We start from the raw sequence: 19,463 nt of genomic DNA, 5'->3' as shown, positions 1-19,463 counted from the left end.
CGCGAGTGAGCACAGAAGAGGCGCCCTCCCGATCGGAAGGGCGCCCCTGCGGGTGAATCAGGACGCGAGCGCCTCAGCGGGGGGAGCCGCAGTCGTCAGCGAGATGACACCGTAGTCCCAGCCCTTGCGGCGGTAGACGACGCTCGGGTGGTCGGTGCGCGCATCGACGAACAGGAAGAAGTCGTGCCCGACCAGCTCCATCCGGTCGACGGCCTCCTCGATGGTCATCCACTCCGCGTCGAAGTTCTTCGTGCGGATGACGACCGGCGAGTACGCCTCCTCCTCTTCCTCCTGGACGGGGATGGCGCCGGTCGCGACGGCCTGCAGCACGTCGACGGATGCCGGCTGGACGTCGATGCCCTCGAGCGCGCCGCTGCCCTTCTCGAAGTGAGCGCCGCGGTTCTGGTTGCGCCCGTCGATCCGCTTCTCCTTCGCGCGGCGCAGCTGCTCCGCGAGCTTGTCGAGCGCCAGGTCGAGCGCGGTGAACTTGTCGGCGTCGACGGCCTCCGCGCGGATCACGGGCCCCTTGCCCAGGAGCGTCAGCTCCACCGTCTCGTCGGGAACCCGGCCGTTGCGGTACGCGCGGTGGGTGACCTTGGTCTCGAGTCGCAGTGCCCGAGGTGCGAGAGTCTGGATACGCGCCGTCTTCTCCTCGACGACCGCCCGGAACCGATCGGAGATGCTCACTCCGACACCGACGATGCTCGTTTCCATCACTGCCTCCTTGTCCCGGTCCACCCGGCCAAGGGCGGACCGTGGTCGCCTTGTGAACCCCTACGCTAGTCGCCGCGACCGAACATGTCACTATCCGTTCACCGTGATTTCCGCGTGTCGCGATGACGCGGCGTCGCGGCGAGGGCCACGCCGCACACCGGGCGGAATCCGGCCGCGCGCAGCGCACGTGCGGCCTCGTCCAGCGTCGCCCCTGTCGTCACCACGTCGTCGACGATCACGACCGGTGGCGCCTCCGCCCACCCCGAGGAGGCGCGCATGCTCCCGGCGACGTTCCGCGCCCGCCTCTCCCGGTCCAGGCCGCGCTGATCGCCGGTGCGCCGCGCCGGATGCAGGATCCGGCGCGCGTCGTAGCCCGCCTCGCGGATCAGCAGCTCGGGCACCCGGTAGCCGCGCCGGCGGAACGCGGCGCGGCTGGTCGGCACGGGCACGACCAGCGCGCCGGGCGGCATCCGCTCCCCGAGTACGGTCGCGAGTGCCGCCCCGAGCGGCCGGGTGAGCATCGTCGCGCCCTCCTCCTTCACCCGGCGGATGCTGCGCGCGGCGACGCCCTCGTACGTCAGCGCGGCATGCACCGCCAGTCCGCCCGGGGTGACGACCTCGACCGGGTCGGCCGCGAGCATCCCCCGGCAGGCGTCACAGAGCAGAGTGCCCGGCCAATCGCATCCGGGACAGCACGATGCCAGCACGAACGCCAGCGCCTCCCGCGCGACCGCAGTCGCCTGCTCCCATCTCATCCGCCGATCCTGGCGCACCGGCCGGCGGCCGCAGGCCGCCGGTCACGGCATCCGTGCACAACCCGGCGTCGGATGCGGGATGTGCAGGACGATCAGTACCCGGCGCGTGTGCCGAGTACGAGGACGTCCTCGACGGAGACCTGCCACGAGGTGCCGCGCTGCGCGTAGACCGACCCGTTCGAGGACAGCACCCGCAGCCCGGTGGTCGACCGCGCTCCGGCGATCGCGACCGCGCCGTCGGGAGCGGGCGATGAGGACGAAGGGCCACCGACGACGTGCGTGGTGACGGCAGGGTCGGGTGCGGCGGAGAGCACCGCGAGCGAATCGGCTCCCACCCAGGCGAGGCCCTGCGCGGGCCCGGTCAGTCGCGCCACCTCGTGAAGCTCGCCGAGCTCCACCGGCTCGGACTGCTCGCCGCGCAGCACCGATGCCACGACGAGGCGCCGCTGTCCGCCGACCGCGACGATCGCGGCGACACGCGCGCCGTCGGCCGCCACGCGCAGATGCGTGATGGACTCCGCGCTCGGCCAGGAGCCGGCCACGGGGAATCTCTCGACCTGCTCCGCCCAGGCCTCCAGGGCGGCGGGATCGCCGCGGGGGACGGTCCAGGTGTAGCCGAACGGATCCAGGGACGGCTCGATGAGACCGGGACGCTTGTCGAGCTCATCGGTGTTGCCCGCGCTCACGGCGTACACGCGTCCGTCGCGCAGCTGCACGGCGGCGAGCGCGGCGCTCAGCGACACGTCCACCGCCCGGATCGGCTCGACGAGCTTCTCGAGCTGGGCGGTGAGTCCGCCGACCGGCGCCACCGAGCCCCCGGATGCCGTGCCGAAGCCCTCTTCGGTGAGAATCAGCACTCCGGGGTCGGTGATCGCCTCCTCGACGGGAACCGTGCCGGCATCCAGGGGCGTGCCGTCGACGGTGAAGCGCACCTCGGTGACCCCCGCCCCCACCAGGCTCGACTCCAGCTGGGTGCGCATGCGCGCGAGCACGGTGGAGGATGCCGACAGGGCGGCCCGTGACAGTGCCACCGATGCCACCTGCGCGGAATCGACGAGCACGGCATCGCCCGAGAGCGAGACGTCGTCGGAGAAGGCGGAGCGTACCGCCGGCGCCAGCCAGGGACTGGGCTGGCCGGAGATCAGCGCACGGGCCACGGACGTGGCCATCGCGGTGCGCCGAGGGAACCAGCGCACATCGGGGACGAGGTGGGTCCAGCTCTGGTCGAAGTACTTCAGCGAGTACTTCTGGTACACCTGGCCGAAGGTGTCGGCATCGAGGAAGATGCCGTCCGGAGCCTCGGAGATGCGCCACTCGCCGTCCTCGCGCCGTTCGAGCCGGTAGGCCGCGGTGCCCGCGCCGGATGCCGCACTGTACGCGCCCTCCTTGTCGACGCTGGCGATCTGCTCCACCTGCACCCGCACCTCTGCGGTGTCAGCCGTCTCGTCGTCGGCGGGGGGCGTGGCCTCGAAGTCGCGGAACACGGCCGAGGAGTCGATGGTCACGCTCGCGTCGGGCTTCCAGCTCTGGCGCAGGTCGTCGGTGAGGAACTCCTTCGCGATCTCCCATTCGTTGGCGGGCGTCATCGCGGCGTCGAGGAAGCCGGCGACCAGGCGGGCGGGACTCGCACCCGGCTCGGGCCCGCGGGCGATCGGGGTGAACGAGGGCAGCTCGTTCTCCTCGCCGACGGCGAGCCCGGCGTTCGGTGTGCCCGTCGTGGGCAGGCCGGCGCAGCCGGCCAGCAGCACGACCATCGCCGCGGCGAGGCCGGCGAGGCGGATGCGATGACGTGATCTCATGCGTCCTCCCCGCCGTCGGATGCTCTGACCTCGGAAGCTCTGTGCAGCGCGATGGGCTGCGTGACGCTGCCGAGGTCGGTGAGCGTCTCCTGCGGCTCCAGCGGCACCGGGCCCTGACCGTCGACATCGCGGCCGTCCCGCGGGATCGTGAGCACGAAGTTCGTGCCCGCACCCGGCTCTGACCAGACCTGCAGCGTGCCGCCGTGCAGTTTCGCGTCGCCCAGGGCGATGGACAGCCCGAGGCCCGTCCCGCCGATGGTGCGCTTGCGCGAAGGGTCCGCGCGCCAGAACCTGTCGAACACGTGCTCGGCATCCTCGGGACGCATGCCGAGGCCGAAGTCGCGCACGCCCACGGCGACGGCGTACTGGTTGCTGTCGACGGTGACGACGATGGGCTGTCCCTCGCCGTGCTCGATGGCGTTGCCGATCAGGTTGCGCAGCACGCGCCGCACGCGGCGCGGGTCGAGATCGACCGGCGAGTAGCCGCCCGGGGCGACCAGCCGCAGCTCGGTGTCGTGGGTGACGGCGAGCGGGCGCAGCTGATCGACGACCTCTTCGGCCAGCTGCGCGAGGCTCGTCGCCTCGACCTCGAGCTGCACCGAGCCGGCGTCGTAGCGGCTGATCTCGAGCAGATCCGCCAGCAGGGTCTCGAAGCGCTGCACCTGGGTGTGCAGCAGCTCGACCGTGCGGGCGGTGGTGGGGTCGAAGTCATCCTTCTGGTCGTTGATCATCTCGGCCGCCAGCCGGATGGTCGTCAGCGGCGTCCGCAGCTCGTGGGACACATCGGAGACGAACCGCTGCTGCACGAGCGAGAGCTCGGCGAGCTCCTTGATCTGACGTTCGATGGAGTCGGCCATGGCGTTGAACGATGTGCCGAGGCTGGCCAGCTCGTCTTCGCCGTGCACGGGCAGACGCACCCCGAGTTCACCGGATGCGAGGCGCGCGCTCGTCTCGGCAGCCTCGATGATGGGCGCGGAGACCGATCTGAGCACGAGCCAGGAGATCCCGGCGATCAGGGCGACCAGCGAGAGACCGGCGATCCACAGCGTGCGCTGCACGAACAGCAGCGTCTCATCGGCATCCGCGAGGTCGTAGGCGATGTACACGTCGTACGTGCCGACCTCGGGGATAGTCAGCAGCTGCCCGACGACGATGCCCGCGGTGACCGAGCCGTCGTCGTGCGGCAGGACGACCGACTGCCAGGCCTGCCGTCCCGGCACCTGCACGACCCGGGTGCGCAGTTCGGTGCTCAGCTGCGCCGCGGTCAGCCGGCTGCCGAACCCCGGCGGCGTGTATCCGTCGCCGTCGCCCTCGTTCGCGGCGAGCGAGCCGGCGATCCGGTCGGACGAGGCCACCCGGCCGAGCTCGCTCTGCGCCTCGCGCCACAGGCTCGACAGCTTCGCACGGTCATCGCCGGCCTGCCCGGCGTCGAGCACCTTCTGCGCCTGCGCGACGGCGGCGCGGGCGTTGAGCAGCGCCTCGTCCTTGCGCGCCTCGAACAGGTCGTTGCGGATGACGAGCCCCATGATGACGCAGGTGATGAGGATGGCGAGCGAGGTGAACGCCAGCGTGATGGCCGTGGCGCGGAAGCGCATGGATCGCCGCCAGTCGGCGACCACGGCGTCCGGCCAGCTGCGCGGCGATCGCCAGAATCCCGCGTGCACGCGGGTCGCGGTTGTCGCGATCACCGGATCCCCTAGCTGACGCTCCCTGCGCGGTACCCGACCCCGCGCACCGTCATGACGATCCGGGGGTTGTCCGGGTCGAGCTCGACCTTGGCGCGCAGTCGCTGCACGTGCACGTTCACGAGCCGGGTGTCGGCCTTGTAGTGGTAGCCCCAGACCTGCTCGAGCAGCATCTCGCGAGAGAACACCTGCTGCGGCTTGGACGCCAGCGCGACCAGCAGCTGGAACTCCAGCGGGGTCAGGGCGATGGGCGCGGTGCCGCGGCGCACCTCGTGCGCGTCGACGTCGATGGTCAGATCGCCCACGCGCAGCACCTCGGCGGTGGCCTGCGGTGCGGGCCGGAGCCGGGTGCGGATGCGCGCCACGAGCTCCTTCGGGTTGAACGGCTTGACCATGTAGTCGTCGGCGCCGACCTCGAGTCCGCGCACGACATCGGCGGTGTCGCTGCGTGCGGTCAGCATGATGACGGGAACGCCGGATTCCGCGCGGATGCGCGTGCAGATCTCGATGCCGTCCATGCCGGGCAGCATGAGGTCGAGCAGCACGAGGTCGGGCCGGGACGAGCGCCATTCGTCGACGGCCTGTGCCCCGTCGGCGCAGAACAGCACGTCGAATCCCTCGGTGCGCAGCACGATGCCGATCATCTCGGCCAGAGCCGTGTCGTCGTCGACCACGAGGATTCGAGAGGTCATCTTCTGCCCAGCCTCATCTTTCTCTTCGAAGCGGTCGGCGGGATCCCCGCGCGACCGCGACTCGGATCAGCCTACTTGAGAATGTGGCTGTCATCCCGGATGCCGCCGCGTGCCGACGGACTCGCCACCCGGTGTGCCACGATAAGAGGGCACATGGGGAGGGAGTGCGGAATGACCGGACAGACCTGGACGCCCGCGCCGAGGAAGGGTGCGATCCCGCTGCATCCGATGCAGTTCGGGATGATCCTCGGGCGCGCGTTCGCGGGCCTGCGACACAACCCGAAGGTGCTCTTCGGGTTCGCCGTGGTCGTGCAGTTCGTCGTCGGGATCATCACCGCCGGCGTCATGCTGCTCGTCGGCTGGTTCGTCGCGCTGCGCATCGCCTCGGTCCCGCCGTCCTCGCCCGACTTCGGCGCGATCGTCGCCGGCTCGATCGCGCTCGGCGGCCTCGCCGCCATCGTCATGGCGCTGGTCACCGTCGCGCTGACGGCAGTGGTGCAGGGCCTGGTCGCCGCCGACGTCTCGTACGCCGCCCTGTCACGCAAGGCGTCACTGCGGATGCTGTGGAGCCGGGTCAAGCCCGCCTTCTGGCGGCTGTTCTCCTACACGCTGCTGCAGGCGCTGGCGGCTCTGCTGTGGACGGCGATCGTGTTCGGGATCGTCTTCGGCGTCCTCGCACTCGGCGGGTTCGACAGCACCGGATCCATCGTGCTGTCGGTCATCATCGGCCTGGTGCTCCTGCTCGGCAGCATCCCGCTGTTCCTGTGGCTGACCACCAAGCTGCTCGTGGTTCCGTCGGTGCTCGTGCTCGAGCACGCGACGCTGGGCGCCGCACTGGTGCGCTCGTGGCGCCTGATCCGCGGACGGTTCTGGCCGGCGCTGGGAATCATGGTCCTGATCAACCTGATCATGGGGCTCGCCATGCAGGTGGTCGCCTTCCCCGTCACGATCGTCTCGACGATGATCACGGGCATCGTGGCGCCCACCGGCGCCGAGGGCCCGAGCGAGGTCATCGCCATCATCGCCGCGAACGTGGTGCCGCAGGTGCTGCTGCTGGCGGTGCAGGCCATCGCCATCGTCGTGCAGGGCACCGGTGCAACTCTGATCTATCTCGACAGCCGGATGCGTTACGAGGCGCTGGACCAGACGCTCATCCGCCACGTCGAGCTCGCCTCGCACGGCACGCCGGACGAGCAGCTCGGCGATCCGTACGCCGTCGACCCGGCCCGGGCGGTGTCCAAGACTCCGCGGCCGACCACACATCCCGGATACGCGCCCGGATATGCCCCCGCCGGCTATCCGCCGGCGCAGCACCCGGCAGGTCAGTACCCCGGAGCGCAATACCCGGCGGCACAGTACCCGCCGGCCCAGTACCCACCGGCACCGTATCCACCCGCTCAGCACCCGCCGGCCCAGTATCCGGCAGGTCAGTACCCGCCCGCCCCGCAGAATCCGCAGCCTGCCGCTCCCCCCTCCGCCGCGCCCTCCAGCGCGCCGGGAGCCGCGGATTCGTGGACGGCACCCGGCTCGAACGCATGACGCTCCTCGCCCTCACCGACGTCTTCATCCCTGATGGCGACGATGCCAGACGCCGGGCGGAGGAGGAGCTGGCCGAGCGCGAGTACCAGGCGGCGAAGCCGACCTGGTTCGATGAGTTCGCCGCCGGCGTCTGGAACTGGTTCACGTCGCTGTTCACGACGGACGGCGCGGGCGGCGCCGCGCCGGTCGCCCTCGTCGCGATCGTGATCGTGGTGATCGCAGCCCTCGTCGTCGCGCTGCTCGTGTGGGGCCGCCCTCGGGCGTCGCGCTCGACGCGCGGTCACTCCGATCTGCTCGGCGAACGCGACGATCGCACGGCCGCACAGCTGCGCACGGATGCCGAACGGCGGGCACGCGAGCAGGACTGGGACGGCGCTGTCGTGCTGAGGTTCCGCGCACTGGCACGGGGACTGATCGAACGGGATCTCATCGACCCGGCACCCGGCGCCACCGCGCAGGGCATCGTGCGTGAGGCGATCACGTCGTTGCCGGGGCTGGACGACAGGCTGCACCGCGCGGCCACGGCCTTCGACGCCGTCCGTTACCTGCGAGAGCCCGCCGATGAGGCGCGCTACCGAGCGCTGGCCGCGACCGACGATGCCGTCCGGCACACCACCCCCCTGCACCAGTCCGCTGAGGTCCACCAGTCCGCTGAGGCGGTGCCGGCATGACCGTCGTCGACGCGCCGCAGGCACTGTCCGCCACAACGGAAGAGGTGTCGGCGCCGACGTCCACGGCCGCGCCGCGACCGCACGGCCGCGGCAGACGGCTGCTGGGGTGGCTGTTCGTCATCGTGCTGCTGATCGGCATCGCCCTGCTGTCACTGCGGTTCGCCGTGACCGCCCCCGATCTCAGCGGCAGCCTGAACCCCGAGAACCCGGGGCCGCCGGGCGCGAAGGCCCTCGCCGAGCTCGTACGCGATCAGGGGGTCGAGGTCACGACCACCCGCACGAGGGCGGCGACCGTCGATGCACTCGACGACGGTGCGACTCTCGTGATGGCCGACCCCTTCACCCTGACCGATGAGGGCGCGCTCGCCCTCATCGACCGCGCCGACCGCACCGTGCTGCTCAGCAGCAGCGCCCGGATGCTGCGCCTGCTCGACCTCGGCGAGGATGCACCGGGCGACGCGGGCGTCGTCGAGGCCGAATGCACACTCTCGGAGTTCGCGCGGGTCGGCACCATCGAGGCGCAGCGGATGTTCCTCCCCGCCGCGAGCGTCGACGGCTGCTTCCGCACCGAATCCGGTGCGGCCGCCGTGCTGCGCGGTTCAGCCGGCGATCGCACGATCACCCTCGTCGAGGGCACCCACCTGCTCTCGAACGACGCCCTCGCCGAGAACGGCAACGCCGCGCTCGGCCTCGCACTGCTCGCTCAGGGCGAGCCGATCGTCTGGTACGTGCCGAGCTTCGCCGACAGCGACATCACGGGCGAGCAGCCGGGCACGCTGGCCGAGCTGACGCCCGAGTGGGTGACCCCCGTCATCATCACGCTGCTGCTCGCCGGACTCGCGGCGATCGGGTGGCGCGGCCGCCGCTTCGGCCCGCTCGTGGCCGAGTCGCTGCCGGTCACGGTGCGGGCATCCGAGACCATGCAGGGCCGCGCACGGCTGACCGCCAGAGCGGCGGATGCCGCACATGCGGGTGCCGCGATCCGCGAGGGCACGCTGACGCGCCTCGCCGCCCGTCTGGCGCTGAGCCCGCGTGCGTCGGCCGCCGAGGTCGCGGATGCCGCATCCGACCGGCTGCGCGTGCCGCGCACCGCGCTGTACGACCTGCTCGGGGGCCCCACTCCCGCCACCGACCACGAGCTCGTCGAGCTCGCCCGCCGACTCTCCGAACTCGAGACGGCCGTCGACGACGCCGTCCGCACCGAAAGGAACCGCCCGTGAGCGACGAGCACCTCGCCTCCCCCACCTCCACGGCCACGGCATCCGCCGCCGCGCCTGCCGCCCCCACCGACGACGACGCGCTGCGCCAGGCGATGCACCGCGTGCGCGCCGAGGTCGACAAGGCGGTGATCGGTCAGGCCGGAACCGTCACCGGGCTGCTGGTCGCGCTGCTCGCGCGCGGGCACGTGCTGCTCGAGGGCGTGCCCGGGGTCGCCAAGACCCTGGTCGTGCGCAGCTTCGCGCGCGCCGTGGGGCTGGACACCAAGCGCGTGCAGTTCACCCCCGACCTGATGCCCGGCGATGTCACCGGATCGCTGGTGTACGACGCCCGCACCGGTGAGTTCGAATTCCGCGCCGGCCCCGTGTTCACGAACATCCTGCTCGCCGACGAGATCAACCGCACCCCGCCCAAGACCCAGGCGGCCCTGCTGGAGGCGATGGAGGAGCGCCAGGTCTCGGCCGACGGGCTGAGCCGTCCGCTGCCCGATCCGTTCCTCGTCGCCGCGACGCAGAACCCGATCGAGCACGAGGGCACCTACACGCTTCCCGAGGCGCAGCTCGACCGCTTCCTGATGAAGCTCGTCGTCGGGATGCCCGAGCGCGACGCCGAGGTGTCGGTGCTGCGGCTGCATGCCGGCGGGTTCTCCCCTCGTCTGCTGACCGGCGTACAGGCGGTGATCGGCGGCGACGAGATCCGCGCCGCGCAGGATGCCGCGGCCCGCGTGCAGGTCACCGACGACGTGCTCGGCTATGTCGTCGACCTGGCCAGGGCCACCCGGCTCTCGCCCTCCGTCGAGCTCGGCGCGAGCCCGCGCGCCTCGACCGCGCTGCTCGCGGCGGCCAAGGCGTGGGCCTGGCTGAACGCCTCCTCGGCGGTCACCCCCGACCACGTGCAGACCATGCTCATGCCGGTCTGGCGTCACCGCCTGCAGCTGCGTCCTGACGCGCAGATGGAGGGCGTCTCGCCGGATGCCGTGCTGCAGTCGGTCGTGCAGCAGACCCGGGTTCCGATCTGAGATGTACGTCACCGCACTGCTGGCGCCGCTGATCGCGCTGGGCGTCGCACCGATCGTGCTGCTGAGCGCGGCGGGGCTTCCGGCGTGGGCGGTGCTCGGGGTGTGGCTGCTGCTGTGCACGGTGCTCGTGACCCTCGACGTCGTCCTCGCGGCCAGCCCGCGCGCGGTCGTCGTCACCCGGTCGATCCCCGCCCGGGCACGGCTGGGTGAGCCGGTCGTCACCAGCGTGGCGCTGCAGAACACCGGCTCGCGCACGCTGCGCGGGCAGCTGCGCGACGCCTGGCAGCCCACCGCCGGCGCGCCCCTCACGCGCGAGCGACTCAGCATCCCTCCCGGCGAGCGCCGCAGGCTGCAGACCCCGCTCCTCCCCCGGCGCCGCGGCGAGCTCTCCAGCGAGTTCGTGGTCATCCGCTCGCGCGGGCCGCTCGGGCTCGCCGGGCGGCAGGCCAGGCACGATGTACGCGGGGCGCTGCGCGTGCTGCCCGCCTTCACCTCGCGCAAGCACCTCCCGTCGCGGCTCGCGCGCCTGCGCGAGCTCGACGGCAACACGTCGATCCAGGTGCGCGGCCAGGGCACCGAGTTCGACTCGCTGCGCGAGTACGTGCGCGGCGATGACATCCGCTCGATCGACTGGCGGGCCACGGCGCGGGCGGGGACGACCATGCTGCGCACCTGGCGCCCGGAGCGCGACAGGCAGGTCGTGATCCTCATCGACACCGGCCGCACCTCGGCGGCGCGCGTGGGCGACAGCACACGGCTGGATGCCGCGCTCGAGGCCGCACTGCTGCTGGCGGCCCTCGCCTCGCGCGCGGGCGATCACGTGCACCTGCTGATGTACGACCGCGTCGCCCGCGCCCGGGTGACCGGCGTCGACGGCGCCGGGCTCCTGCCCGCACTGACCGATGCCATGGCGCCCGTGCACGCTCGTCTGGTCGACACCGACTGGACGGGGGCCTTCGCCGCCGTCCGCACGCTGACCACGCGGCCCTCGCTCGTGGTCGTGCTCACCGCACAGGATGCCGCCGAGTCGGCGCGCGGGTTCCTCGGCGCCTTCCCCGACGCCTCACGCGCCACGACGCTGCTGGTCGGATCCGCCACCGACGACTCGATCGTGCAGCTCGCCCGCCGCCGCGACTCGCGCCTGGACGTTTACCTCGCCGCTGCGGCCGAGCAGACCATCCGCGATGCGCAGATCGTGGCGGATGCCGTGCGGCGGGTGGGAGGCGAGGCGATCGCCGCCGACCCGGATGAGCTGCCGCCGCGGATCGCGGACCGCTACCTCGAGCTCAAGGCCGCCGGCCGGCTGTAGCGATTTCTTCTGAATGATTCGGTGTTGTAAATCATTCAGAAGAAGGTACAATCGAATCATGACGATCGCCGCACCCGACGAAGCACCCACGCGCCTGCGCGCCGCGGGCCTTCGTGTCACGGTGCAGCGGGTCGCCGTCCTGAACACCTTGTCCACTCGACCGCACGCCTCGGCGGACACCGTCCACTCGGCACTGCGCGAGACACTCAGCGGCGTCGCGCTTCCCACCGTTCACGGCATCCTCGGCGACCTCACCGCTGCGGGGCTCGTCCGCAGGGTGAGCCTGCCCGACGCGCCGAGCGCGCTGTACGAGGTGCAGCACGAGTTCGACAATCATCACCACCTGCAGTGCGTCGAATGCGGCCGCGTCGAAGACGTCGCCTGCGCGGTCGGCGCCGCGCCCTGCCTGCATCCGTCCCACGACCACGGGATGCGGATCATCGAAGCCTCTGTGACCTACCGAGCCATCTGCTCCGATTGCGAAAGGAACAAGTGATATGACCGACAAGTCCTTCACGACCACCCAGACCGGAACCCCGGTCGCCAGCGACGCGCACTCGCTGACGTCCGGCCCCGACGGCATCACCGCCCTGCACGACCGCTATCTGGTCGAGAAGCTCGCGTCGTTCAACCGCGAGCGCGTGCCGGAGCGCAACCCGCACGCCAAGGGCGGCGGCGCGTTCGGCGAGTTCGTCGTCACCGAGGACGTCTCGCAGTACACCCGCGCGGCGGTGTTCCAGCCCGGCGCGAAGAGCGAGACGCTGATCCGCTTCTCCTCGGTCGCGGGCGAGCAGGGCTCCCCCGACACCTGGCGCGACGTGCGCGGCTTCTCGCTGCGCTTCTACACGCCCGAGGGCAACCTCGACATCGTCGGCAACAACACCCCGACGTTCTTCCTGCGGGACGGCATGAAGTTCCCCGACTTCATCCACTCGCAGAAGCGCCTGACCGGCTCCGGCCTCCGCGACGCCGACATGCAGTGGGACTTCTGGACCCTCTCCCCCGAGTCGGCCCACCAGGTCACCTACGTCATGGGCGACCGCGGCCTGCCGCGCTCGTGGCGTCATATGAACGGTTACGGTTCGCACACGTACCAGTGGGTGAACGAGGCCGGCGAGCGCTTCTGGGTGCAGTACCACTTCCTCTCCCAGCAGGGCGTCGAGCCGATGTTCGCCGACGAGGCCGAGCGCCTCGCCGGTCAGGACGCCGACTACTACCGTCGCGACCTGTATGAGGCGATCGAGCGCGGCGAGAACCCGTCCTGGGACGTGTACGTCCAGGTCATGCCCTATGAAGAGGCCAAGACCTATCGCTTCAACCCGTTCGACCTCACCAAGACCTGGTCGAAGAAGGACTACCCGCGAATCAAGGTGGGCACGTTCACCCTGAACCGCAACCCGAAGAACTTCTTCGCCGAGATCGAGCAGGCCGCCTTCTCGCCCGGCAACCAGGTGCCCGGCACCGGCATCTCGCCCGACAAGATGCTGATGGCCCGCGTGTTCTCCTACCCCGACGCGCAGCGCTACCGCATCGGCACGAACTACAACCAGCTGCCGGTCAACCAGCCGCACGCCGCCCACACGAGCAACTACATGCACGAGGGCAACATGCAGTACCACTACAACACCGCAGAGCACCGGGTCTACACCCCCAACTCGTACGGTGTCGCCGGTGGCCCGCAGGCCGACGCGCAGCGCGGTGTCGAGGCGAGCTGGGAGAGCGACGGGGAGCTCGTGCGCTCGGCTGCCACCCTGCACTCCGAGGACGACGACTTCGGTCAGGCTCGCACCCTGATCAACGACGTCTTCAACGCCGAGGAGCGCGAGCGCTTCATCCAGACGCTCGCCGGCCAGTACGAGGCGCTGACGGTGCCAGCCATCCAGGAGCGGTTCTTCTGGTACTGGGGTCAGGTCGACCAGCAGGTCGCAGCTGACATCCGCGCCCTGGTCGCCGCGGGCGCCGGCAACCTGGAGGAGCCGGTCGGCGTCGGCGAGTGATCGTCTGATTCCACCTCGACGCGCGTGGGGGTCGGATGCTTCGGCATCCGACCCCCACTAGCATGTGCGGTGGATCCGATCGGAGTCGATCGAACCGACGAAAGGGAGACCATGACCGAATCATCGATCGAACCGGCGCCGGACCCCGGTGCCCCGCTGACCGCATCCCTGGGCGCCAAGCTCGCCGCCGAGGGATTCGGCACCTTCCTGCTCGTCTTCGGTGGGGTCGGAACGGCGATCTTCGCCTCGAACCATTTCACCGAACCCGGTGCACTCTCGGGCGTCTATGTGGCCGTCGCGCTCGCCTTCGGCCTGACCGTGCTGGTCGGGGTATACGCCTTCGGCCCGCTCTCGGGCGGCCACTTCAATCCCGCCGTGACCCTGGGCGCAGCCGCCGCCGGGCGCATCGCGTGGCGTGAGGTGGTGCCGTACATCATCGCTCAGGTCGTGGGCGGCGTGGTCGCCTCCACCGCGCTCACGCTCATCGGACTGTTCGGGCCGGAGAACTGGCTCACCACCGCGCAGGACTCCGGCTTCGCCAGCAACGGCTGGGGGCCCCACTCCCCGGGCGGATTCGGGATGATGGCGGCGATCATCATCGAGGTCATCCTCACCGGGTTCTTCCTGCTCGTCATCCTGGGTTCGACCCATCCGACGCGGGGCACCACGCACGCCGGCATCGCGATCGGCCTGTCACTGACGCTCATCCACCTCATCGCCATCCCGGTGGACAACACCTCGGTGAACCCGGCGCGTTCCATCGCGGCGGCGATCTATGGCGGCACCGACGCCCTGGCGCAGCTGTGGGTGTTCCTCGTGTTCCCCGTCGTCGGTGCGATGCTCGCCGGATACGCCTACCGCGCACTCTTCGACAGCCCGCGCGCGAGCTGAGCGGGCGCGGGATTCGCCGGGGTCAGCCCGCGGTCAGAGTGGGCGTGCCCGCCTCGAACTCGACGAGGTCGCCGGACTCGCCGCGCCTGGCGGCCCTGCGGCCGATGACGAGCATGTAGAAGAGGAACGCCGCCAGCGCGAGCGCACCGACGCCGATCTTCACCGCCCAGGGCAGCGCCGATCCGGTCACGAACCCTTCGACGAGCCCCGACAGCAGCAGCACGAACACGAGCCCGATGGCGACCGTGGCCAGCGACCGACCGCCCGCGGCCAGCGATTCCAGCCTGGTGCGATGACCGGGCACCGCCCACGCCCAGAAGATGTGCAGGCCCGCAGCCGCCGCAACGAAGATCGCGGTCAGCTCGAGCAGACCATGCGGCGTGATGTGCAGCAGCATCGTGCCGAGCTGGTCATGCGCAGTCATCACCGCAGAGGCCGCCCCCAGGCCCATGGCGTTCTGTATCAGCATCCACAGCGGCCAGATCCCGGTGACGCCGAACAGCACGCACTGCAGGGCTATCCAGGCGTTGTTGGTCCAGACCATGCCGGCGAACGAGGTCATCGGCTGGTAATAGCCGGTGAAGTCCTCCTCCGCGTACTGACGCAGCGCCTCCGGCGTGCCGAGGGTCGCGAGGCGCTGCGTGTCGGCGACGATCCACGCGCCCGTGATGACGACCAGGGCGATGAAGGCCAGGGCGATGACCCCGGTGGTCCAGCGGATGCGGTACAGCGCCGCCGGCAGCTGCAGCGCGAAGAACCGCGCCGTCTGCGCGAGGATGTTGTCGGATGCTCCGGTGAACCGCAGCCGCGCCGCCGCGAGGATCGTCGACAGATACGCGCCCTGCGGTGAGTCTCCGACGGATGTCTTCAGCTCGGCGAGATCGGCCGAGGCGGCGCGGTAGCGCATGATGAGCTCGTCGACCTCGGCGCCGCTCAGGCGCCGCCTACGGCTGAGCTCGTCCAGTCGCTCCCACTCGGAACGGCGCGCATCGGCGAGAGCATCGGCATCCACCTGATTTACTGTACTCATGTCGACCCCGATCGCGGATGAGCAGGAGATCCTGTCCGGTGAGGCGGTGGCCATCGACGTGCAGCCGGTGGGCTTCATCCTGCGCGCAGCCGGCGCCCTCATCGACATGCTGATCAGCTTCGCCGTCTTCACAGCGTTCCTGATCCTTCAGATCTGGCTCGCAGGCCTGGGGCTGCTCGACCAGCACACGATGCCCATGATCTCGATCTGGGCCGCCGTGGTGAGCTTCCTGGTGCTGCCGATCACGGTCGAGATGGCCACGCGCGGGCGCAGCGTCGGCAAGCTCGCGGTCGGCGGGCGGATCGTGCGCGTCGACGGCGGGGCGATCACCTTCCGGCACACGTTCATCCGCGCGCTGATCGGGGTGCTCGAGATCTACCTCACGTTCGGCGGCGGCGCGGTGATCACCGGCGCGCTGACAGCCCGCTCGCAGCGCCTGGGTGATCTGGTCGCCGGCACGTATTCGCAGCGCGTCCGCACGCCGCGACTCGAGCAGCATGCGCCCGTGCTGCCGCCGGCTCTGGACGAGTGGGCGCAGGTCGCGGACGTCGCCCGCCTGCCCGATCGGCTGGCGCGCCGCGTCTCCCAGTTCCTCGCGAACGCGGAACGCCTCTCTCCGACCGCACGCATGCGAGTGGCGCACGAGCTCGCCGCCGAGGTCGGTCCCTTCGTGTCACCGGTGCCAGCAGTGCCCGCCGAGGAGCTGCTGCGCGGAGTCACCGTGCTGCGCCGTCAGCGCGAGCAGCGCGCCCTGACCCTCGCGGACGATCGCGCCGAGCAGCTCACGGGCCGCCGCGTCCGGATCTGAGCCCGGCCGGGCGACCGGCCCGGCGGACGGCATCCGGTCTCAGAACCTGATCGCGTCGATCACCCTGACTCTCAGCGCCACCAGCGCCGGGACGAACCCGGCGAGCGCGCCGACGACGACCGCGGCGACGAGACCCGTGATCGCCGCGCGCATCGGGAACGGCGGCACGTCCACGAGAGCCGGGAACATCGAATCGAGCAGCAGCGGCGAACGCAGCACGGCGACCACGATGGCTATGCCGATCACGCCGGCGACGGTGGTGGCGACCAGGCTCTCCAGCAGCACGGCCGTGAAGACGCGCACTGCGGTGGCACCGAACGCACGCCGCACACCGATCTCGCGCACGCGCTGGCGCATGGCGACGAGCTGGATGTTGATCAGGCTCAGGGCGCCCAGCGCGAGGATCAGCCCCGCTATGCCGCCGAGGATCAGCTCGGTCATCGCCTGCGCATCGCGGATCCCCGAGGACGCGCCCCAGTCGCGACGATCGACCATGACGCTCTGCCCGGCAGGCAGCCCGGCGCGCAGGTCCATCGCCAGGGCCGGAGCCACTGCCGCCAGGTCCTCCTCACCCACCCAGATGTCGTACCGCAGCGCGGCCTCATCGGGCAGACGGTCCACGCGCGCGGCGTAGGCGTCGAAGAGCAGGTCGATGCGCTTCTCCTGGTCCCACGGACCCTGCCGGGGCCGCACGCCGATTACCTGGTGGATGCCGCCGGCGGCGCCGCCGAGTGTGACCGTCGGATGCTGCTCGAGGGGCACACCGCCGAGGACCTCCCACAGCGGCTCGGAGATGATCACCGGCGGTGCGAGGGCCTCGACGTCGTCGGCACGGAACTCCCGGCCGGTGAGCAGCTTCTCACGATGGATGACCGCATACGCGGGGTCCATCAGCCGGGCGTACGTGTCGCGCAGGCCTTCGGGCGACTGCACCGGCACCATCAGCCCCTCCGCGAAGCGGGCGGCATGACTGAACCCGTATCGCTCGGAGACCTTCTCGAATCGGGCGTGGAACTCCTCCGCATCGACCGGGCCGCCATCTCCCATCGGTGTGACCGCGAGCGTGGCGGCACGACCGCCGTAGCGGTCGGACTCCTCCGTCTGCGCCTGCGCGGCGATCTCCGAGATCGCGACGACCGCGGTGAGCGCGCCCACCGACACCGCGATGCCGATGAGGCTGAGCAGCACCCGCAGCTTGTGCACACGGATCTCGGCCCAGGCGTCGGCGAGGGATCCCAGGAACCCGCTCATGCGATCCCCTCCGCTGCCGCGACCGCCAGGTCCGCCTCAGGGGCGGACGGCACGCTCGCGCTGAGCCCCGAACCCGCTGCGCCGCCCTGCAGCGTCGACGCCTCGAAGGCGCGTCGCAGGTCTGCTGCGCCGAGCACACCGCCGTCCAGACGGTAGTGACGCCGGGCACGTGCGGCCACGTGCAGATCGTGGGTGATCGTCACGAGTGCGGCATCCGTCTCGGTGGCCACCTCGTCCAGCAGCGCCATGACTCCGGCGCCCGTGTCGATGTCGAGTGCGCCCGTGGGCTCGTCGGCGAGGATGAGCACGGGGCGGCGCACGAGCGCCCGCGCGATGGCCACGCGCTGCTGCTCCCCACCGGAGAGGCGATCGGCGATCTGATCGACGCGGTGACCGAGGCCGACCCGCTCGAGCATCTCGGCCGCGATGCTGCGGCGCCGCCAGAACTGCCGGCCCGTGGCATGGCCCAGCGGCATCATCACGTTGTCGAGCGCCGTGCGGCCGGGCAGCAGGTTGAACTGCTGAAACACGAAGCCCACATGGTCGCCGCGCAGCCGGTCCAGCCGCCCCGAACGCATCCGGCGCACCTCGCGCCCCGAGAAGGTGACGGTGCCGGTGGTGGGCGCATCGAGCATGCCGAGGATGTTGAGCAGTGTCGACTTGCCCGATCCCGAGCGACCGACGATGGACACGTGATCCCCCGCGTCCACCTCGAGGGTCACCCCGCGCAGGATCTCGAGTGAGGTGTCGTCGGGCAGCAGGACGCTCTTGGTGACCTCGTGCAGGGCTACGAGGGTCACCAGCTCATTCCCGTCTCGCACATCTCCCCGCCCATGCCGTCGTCGTAGCAGACCTCTTCCACCGGGGCGGCGAAGCCGGGAACGAACTGCCGGATGGCGTCGCCTTCGGCCAGTCCTTCGACGACCTCGACCATCTCGCCGTCGTTGACGCCGAGCTTCACGGTGCGCTCCTCGGGCTCGGAGCCGTCACCGGCGTCCACCCAGACGACGCCGCTGCCCGCTCCGCCCTTGACCGCCGTGACGGGGATCACGAGGGCATCGTCGACCTTGCCCAGCGCGAGGTCGACCGTCGCGGGGAGCCCAGCGAACACCGTCTGATCGGCCGGAACCGCGCAGCGCACGCTCGCGGTGCCCTCCTCGGTGATCTGCACGCGCACACCAGTGCAACTGAAGGGCGCGGGGCCGCCGACGATCGTGACCGTCGCCTCGGAGGGCGCGTTCACCAGGCGGTACAGCTGCGCCGGCTGCACGGTGGCCATGACGTGGTGACGTGCCGGGGTCAGGGTCAGCGCCTCGCCGCCGACGCTGGTCATCTGCCCCTTGACCAGCGCGATCTGCGACACGTCGCCGGCTTCGGGTGCCCGCAGCTCGATGCTCCTGACCGGGTGGTCCTGCTTGATCGTGACCAGAAGCTGTCCCTTCTGCACCGTGGCGCCGTCGCTCACGTGCACGGCCGTCACGGTGCCGTCGGTCTCGCTGCGCACCGGGTAGGAGTCGTCGCGTGCGATGCTGCCGTCGAGGGCGAGCTCGTTGACGACCGACCCGCGCTCCACCGTGGTCAGCGGTTCGGCGACCCCTGCCACGGGGCCTGCGGGCGCGGCATCCGCCGAATCGGGGAAGAATGCGAGCTTGACCAGCGCCGCCGCGGCGACCCCGATCACGATCACGAAGACGAGCGGGAGGATGACGCGACGCCAGACGACCACGGCTGCTGCCCTTTCCGGGGCAGCCGCCCTGACTCCCCCGGCCTCAGGCTAGGCCACGGGGGCGTTCGAACGGATCAGGGATGCCCCTGATCCGCGTGTCGCCCGCCCCGCGCTCAGGTGCGCAGTGCCTCGTGGCGGATGACCAGCCAGCCGGCGGGCACGGACAGCCGCTCGGCGTGCTGCGAACACAGGTCGTGGGCGTGCGGATCCCCACCGGGGCCGAGAGGGCCGAGGGCGGCCATCTGGTCGCCGTAGTCGAAGGTGAGCGTGGCCACGGCCTCGCGCGCACACGCCACCTTGGAGCAGAGCCGCTCGTCGATGCGCAGTGAGTCATCCATCCCCTCCACACTAGGACGAGTG

19 protein-coding genes are annotated in these 19,463 nt (G+C 70.9%); 9 read left to right on the top strand and 10 right to left on the bottom strand.

Annotation, left to right across the window (positions count from 1 at the left end; genetic code table 11):
- Nucleotides 1–57: 57 nt before the first annotated feature.
- The 5 genes from hpf to mtrA all read right to left on the bottom strand — a co-directional run bounded on the left by hpf (nucleotide 58) and on the right by mtrA (nucleotide 5,645).
- Complete coding sequence (hpf, locus tag H7694_RS05435) at nucleotides 58–714, bottom strand: ribosome hibernation-promoting factor, HPF/YfiA family (protein ID WP_193598514.1); 657 nt, start codon at nucleotides 712–714, stop codon at nucleotides 58–60.
- A gap of 98 nt (nucleotides 715–812) precedes the next feature.
- On the bottom strand, nucleotides 813–1,469 hold the full coding sequence (locus H7694_RS05430; RefSeq protein WP_193598513.1) for a ComF family protein: 657 nt from the start codon (nucleotides 1,467–1,469) through the stop codon (nucleotides 813–815).
- Between the two features lie 92 nt (nucleotides 1,470–1,561).
- Nucleotides 1,562–3,268, bottom strand: a complete 1,707-nt coding sequence (locus H7694_RS05425; protein WP_193598512.1) for an LpqB family beta-propeller domain-containing protein — start codon at nucleotides 3,266–3,268, stop codon at nucleotides 1,562–1,564.
- Nucleotides 3,265–4,956, bottom strand: a complete 1,692-nt coding sequence (gene mtrB, locus H7694_RS05420) for an MtrAB system histidine kinase MtrB (protein ID WP_413782928.1) — start codon at nucleotides 4,954–4,956, stop codon at nucleotides 3,265–3,267. Before mtrB ends, H7694_RS05425 begins: the two co-directional genes overlap by 4 nt.
- Nucleotides 4,957–4,964: 8 nt before the next feature.
- Nucleotides 4,965–5,645, bottom strand: a complete 681-nt coding sequence (mtrA, locus tag H7694_RS05415) for an MtrAB system response regulator MtrA (RefSeq protein ID WP_193598511.1) — start codon at nucleotides 5,643–5,645, stop codon at nucleotides 4,965–4,967.
- Nucleotides 5,646–5,816: 171 nt separating this feature from the next.
- Between mtrA and H7694_RS05410 the strand changes: the two genes are divergently transcribed.
- The 8 genes from H7694_RS05410 to aqpZ all read left to right on the top strand — a co-directional run bounded on the left by H7694_RS05410 (nucleotide 5,817) and on the right by aqpZ (nucleotide 14,288).
- On the top strand, nucleotides 5,817–7,184 hold the full coding sequence (locus tag H7694_RS05410; RefSeq protein WP_193598510.1) for a hypothetical protein: 1,368 nt from the start codon (nucleotides 5,817–5,819) through the stop codon (nucleotides 7,182–7,184).
- Nucleotides 7,181–7,855, top strand: a complete 675-nt coding sequence (locus tag H7694_RS05405; RefSeq protein ID WP_193598509.1) for a DUF4129 domain-containing protein — start codon at nucleotides 7,181–7,183, stop codon at nucleotides 7,853–7,855. The genes H7694_RS05410 and H7694_RS05405 overlap by 4 nt, the downstream gene beginning before the upstream one ends.
- Nucleotides 7,852–9,075 carry a DUF4350 domain-containing protein gene (locus H7694_RS05400; RefSeq protein ID WP_193598508.1) on the top strand — a complete coding sequence of 408 codons (1,224 nt, stop codon included), beginning with the start codon at nucleotides 7,852–7,854 and terminating at the stop codon, nucleotides 9,073–9,075. Before H7694_RS05405 ends, H7694_RS05400 begins: the two co-directional genes overlap by 4 nt.
- A 92-nt stretch (nucleotides 9,076–9,167) precedes the next feature.
- A complete protein-coding gene (locus H7694_RS05395; protein ID WP_193599092.1) occupies nucleotides 9,168–10,091 on the top strand; it encodes an AAA family ATPase in 924 nt (307 codons plus the stop codon).
- A gap of 1 nt (nucleotide 10,092) precedes the next feature.
- Complete coding sequence (locus H7694_RS05390) at nucleotides 10,093–11,400, top strand: DUF58 domain-containing protein (RefSeq protein ID WP_193598507.1); 1,308 nt, start codon at nucleotides 10,093–10,095, stop codon at nucleotides 11,398–11,400.
- A gap of 58 nt (nucleotides 11,401–11,458) precedes the next feature.
- Nucleotides 11,459–11,896, top strand: a complete 438-nt coding sequence (locus H7694_RS05385) for a Fur family transcriptional regulator (protein ID WP_193598506.1) — start codon at nucleotides 11,459–11,461, stop codon at nucleotides 11,894–11,896.
- Nucleotide 11,897: 1 nt separating this feature from the next.
- The gene (locus H7694_RS05380) at nucleotides 11,898–13,397 is read left to right on the top strand and encodes a catalase (protein ID WP_193598505.1); all 1,500 of its coding nucleotides are present in this window, start codon (nucleotides 11,898–11,900) and stop codon (nucleotides 13,395–13,397) included.
- Between the two features lie 111 nt (nucleotides 13,398–13,508).
- A complete protein-coding gene (aqpZ, locus tag H7694_RS05375; RefSeq protein WP_193598504.1) occupies nucleotides 13,509–14,288 on the top strand; it encodes an aquaporin Z in 780 nt (259 codons plus the stop codon).
- A gap of 22 nt (nucleotides 14,289–14,310) precedes the next feature.
- Here the strand turns inward: aqpZ and H7694_RS05370 are convergent, their stop codons facing one another.
- Nucleotides 14,311–15,300: a stage II sporulation protein M gene (locus H7694_RS05370; protein ID WP_193598503.1), complete on the bottom strand. Its 990-nt coding sequence runs from the start codon at nucleotides 15,298–15,300 to the stop codon at nucleotides 14,311–14,313.
- A 16-nt stretch (nucleotides 15,301–15,316) separates the two neighbouring features.
- On the opposite strand from H7694_RS05370, the gene H7694_RS05365 reads away from it, so the two are divergent.
- Complete coding sequence (locus tag H7694_RS05365) at nucleotides 15,317–16,126, top strand: RDD family protein (protein WP_193598502.1); 810 nt, start codon at nucleotides 15,317–15,319, stop codon at nucleotides 16,124–16,126.
- Between the two features lie 39 nt (nucleotides 16,127–16,165).
- Here H7694_RS05365 and H7694_RS05360 read toward each other — a convergent pair whose 3' ends face one another.
- The 4 genes from H7694_RS05360 to H7694_RS05345 all read right to left on the bottom strand — a co-directional run bounded on the left by H7694_RS05360 (nucleotide 16,166) and on the right by H7694_RS05345 (nucleotide 19,423).
- Nucleotides 16,166–17,377 (bottom strand): ABC transporter permease, encoded by a 1,212-nt coding sequence (locus tag H7694_RS05360; RefSeq protein ID WP_193598501.1) that lies wholly within the window; start codon nucleotides 17,375–17,377, stop codon nucleotides 16,166–16,168.
- The gene (locus H7694_RS05355) at nucleotides 17,374–18,177 is read right to left on the bottom strand and encodes an ABC transporter ATP-binding protein (protein WP_193598500.1); all 804 of its coding nucleotides are present in this window, start codon (nucleotides 18,175–18,177) and stop codon (nucleotides 17,374–17,376) included. The genes H7694_RS05360 and H7694_RS05355 overlap by 4 nt, the downstream gene beginning before the upstream one ends.
- The gene (locus H7694_RS05350; protein WP_193598499.1) at nucleotides 18,174–19,103 is read right to left on the bottom strand and encodes an efflux RND transporter periplasmic adaptor subunit; all 930 of its coding nucleotides are present in this window, start codon (nucleotides 19,101–19,103) and stop codon (nucleotides 18,174–18,176) included. Before H7694_RS05350 ends, H7694_RS05355 begins: the two co-directional genes overlap by 4 nt.
- Nucleotides 19,104–19,216: 113 nt before the next feature.
- Nucleotides 19,217–19,423, bottom strand: a complete 207-nt coding sequence (locus tag H7694_RS05345; RefSeq protein WP_193599091.1) for a DUF3499 family protein — start codon at nucleotides 19,421–19,423, stop codon at nucleotides 19,217–19,219.
- Nucleotides 19,424–19,463: the final 40 nt, after the last annotated feature.

Source organism: Microbacterium sp. YJN-G (assembly GCF_015040615.1).
GTDB lineage: Bacteria > Actinomycetota > Actinomycetes > Actinomycetales > Microbacteriaceae > Microbacterium.
This window is presented reverse-complemented; position numbering and strand designations above follow the sequence as displayed.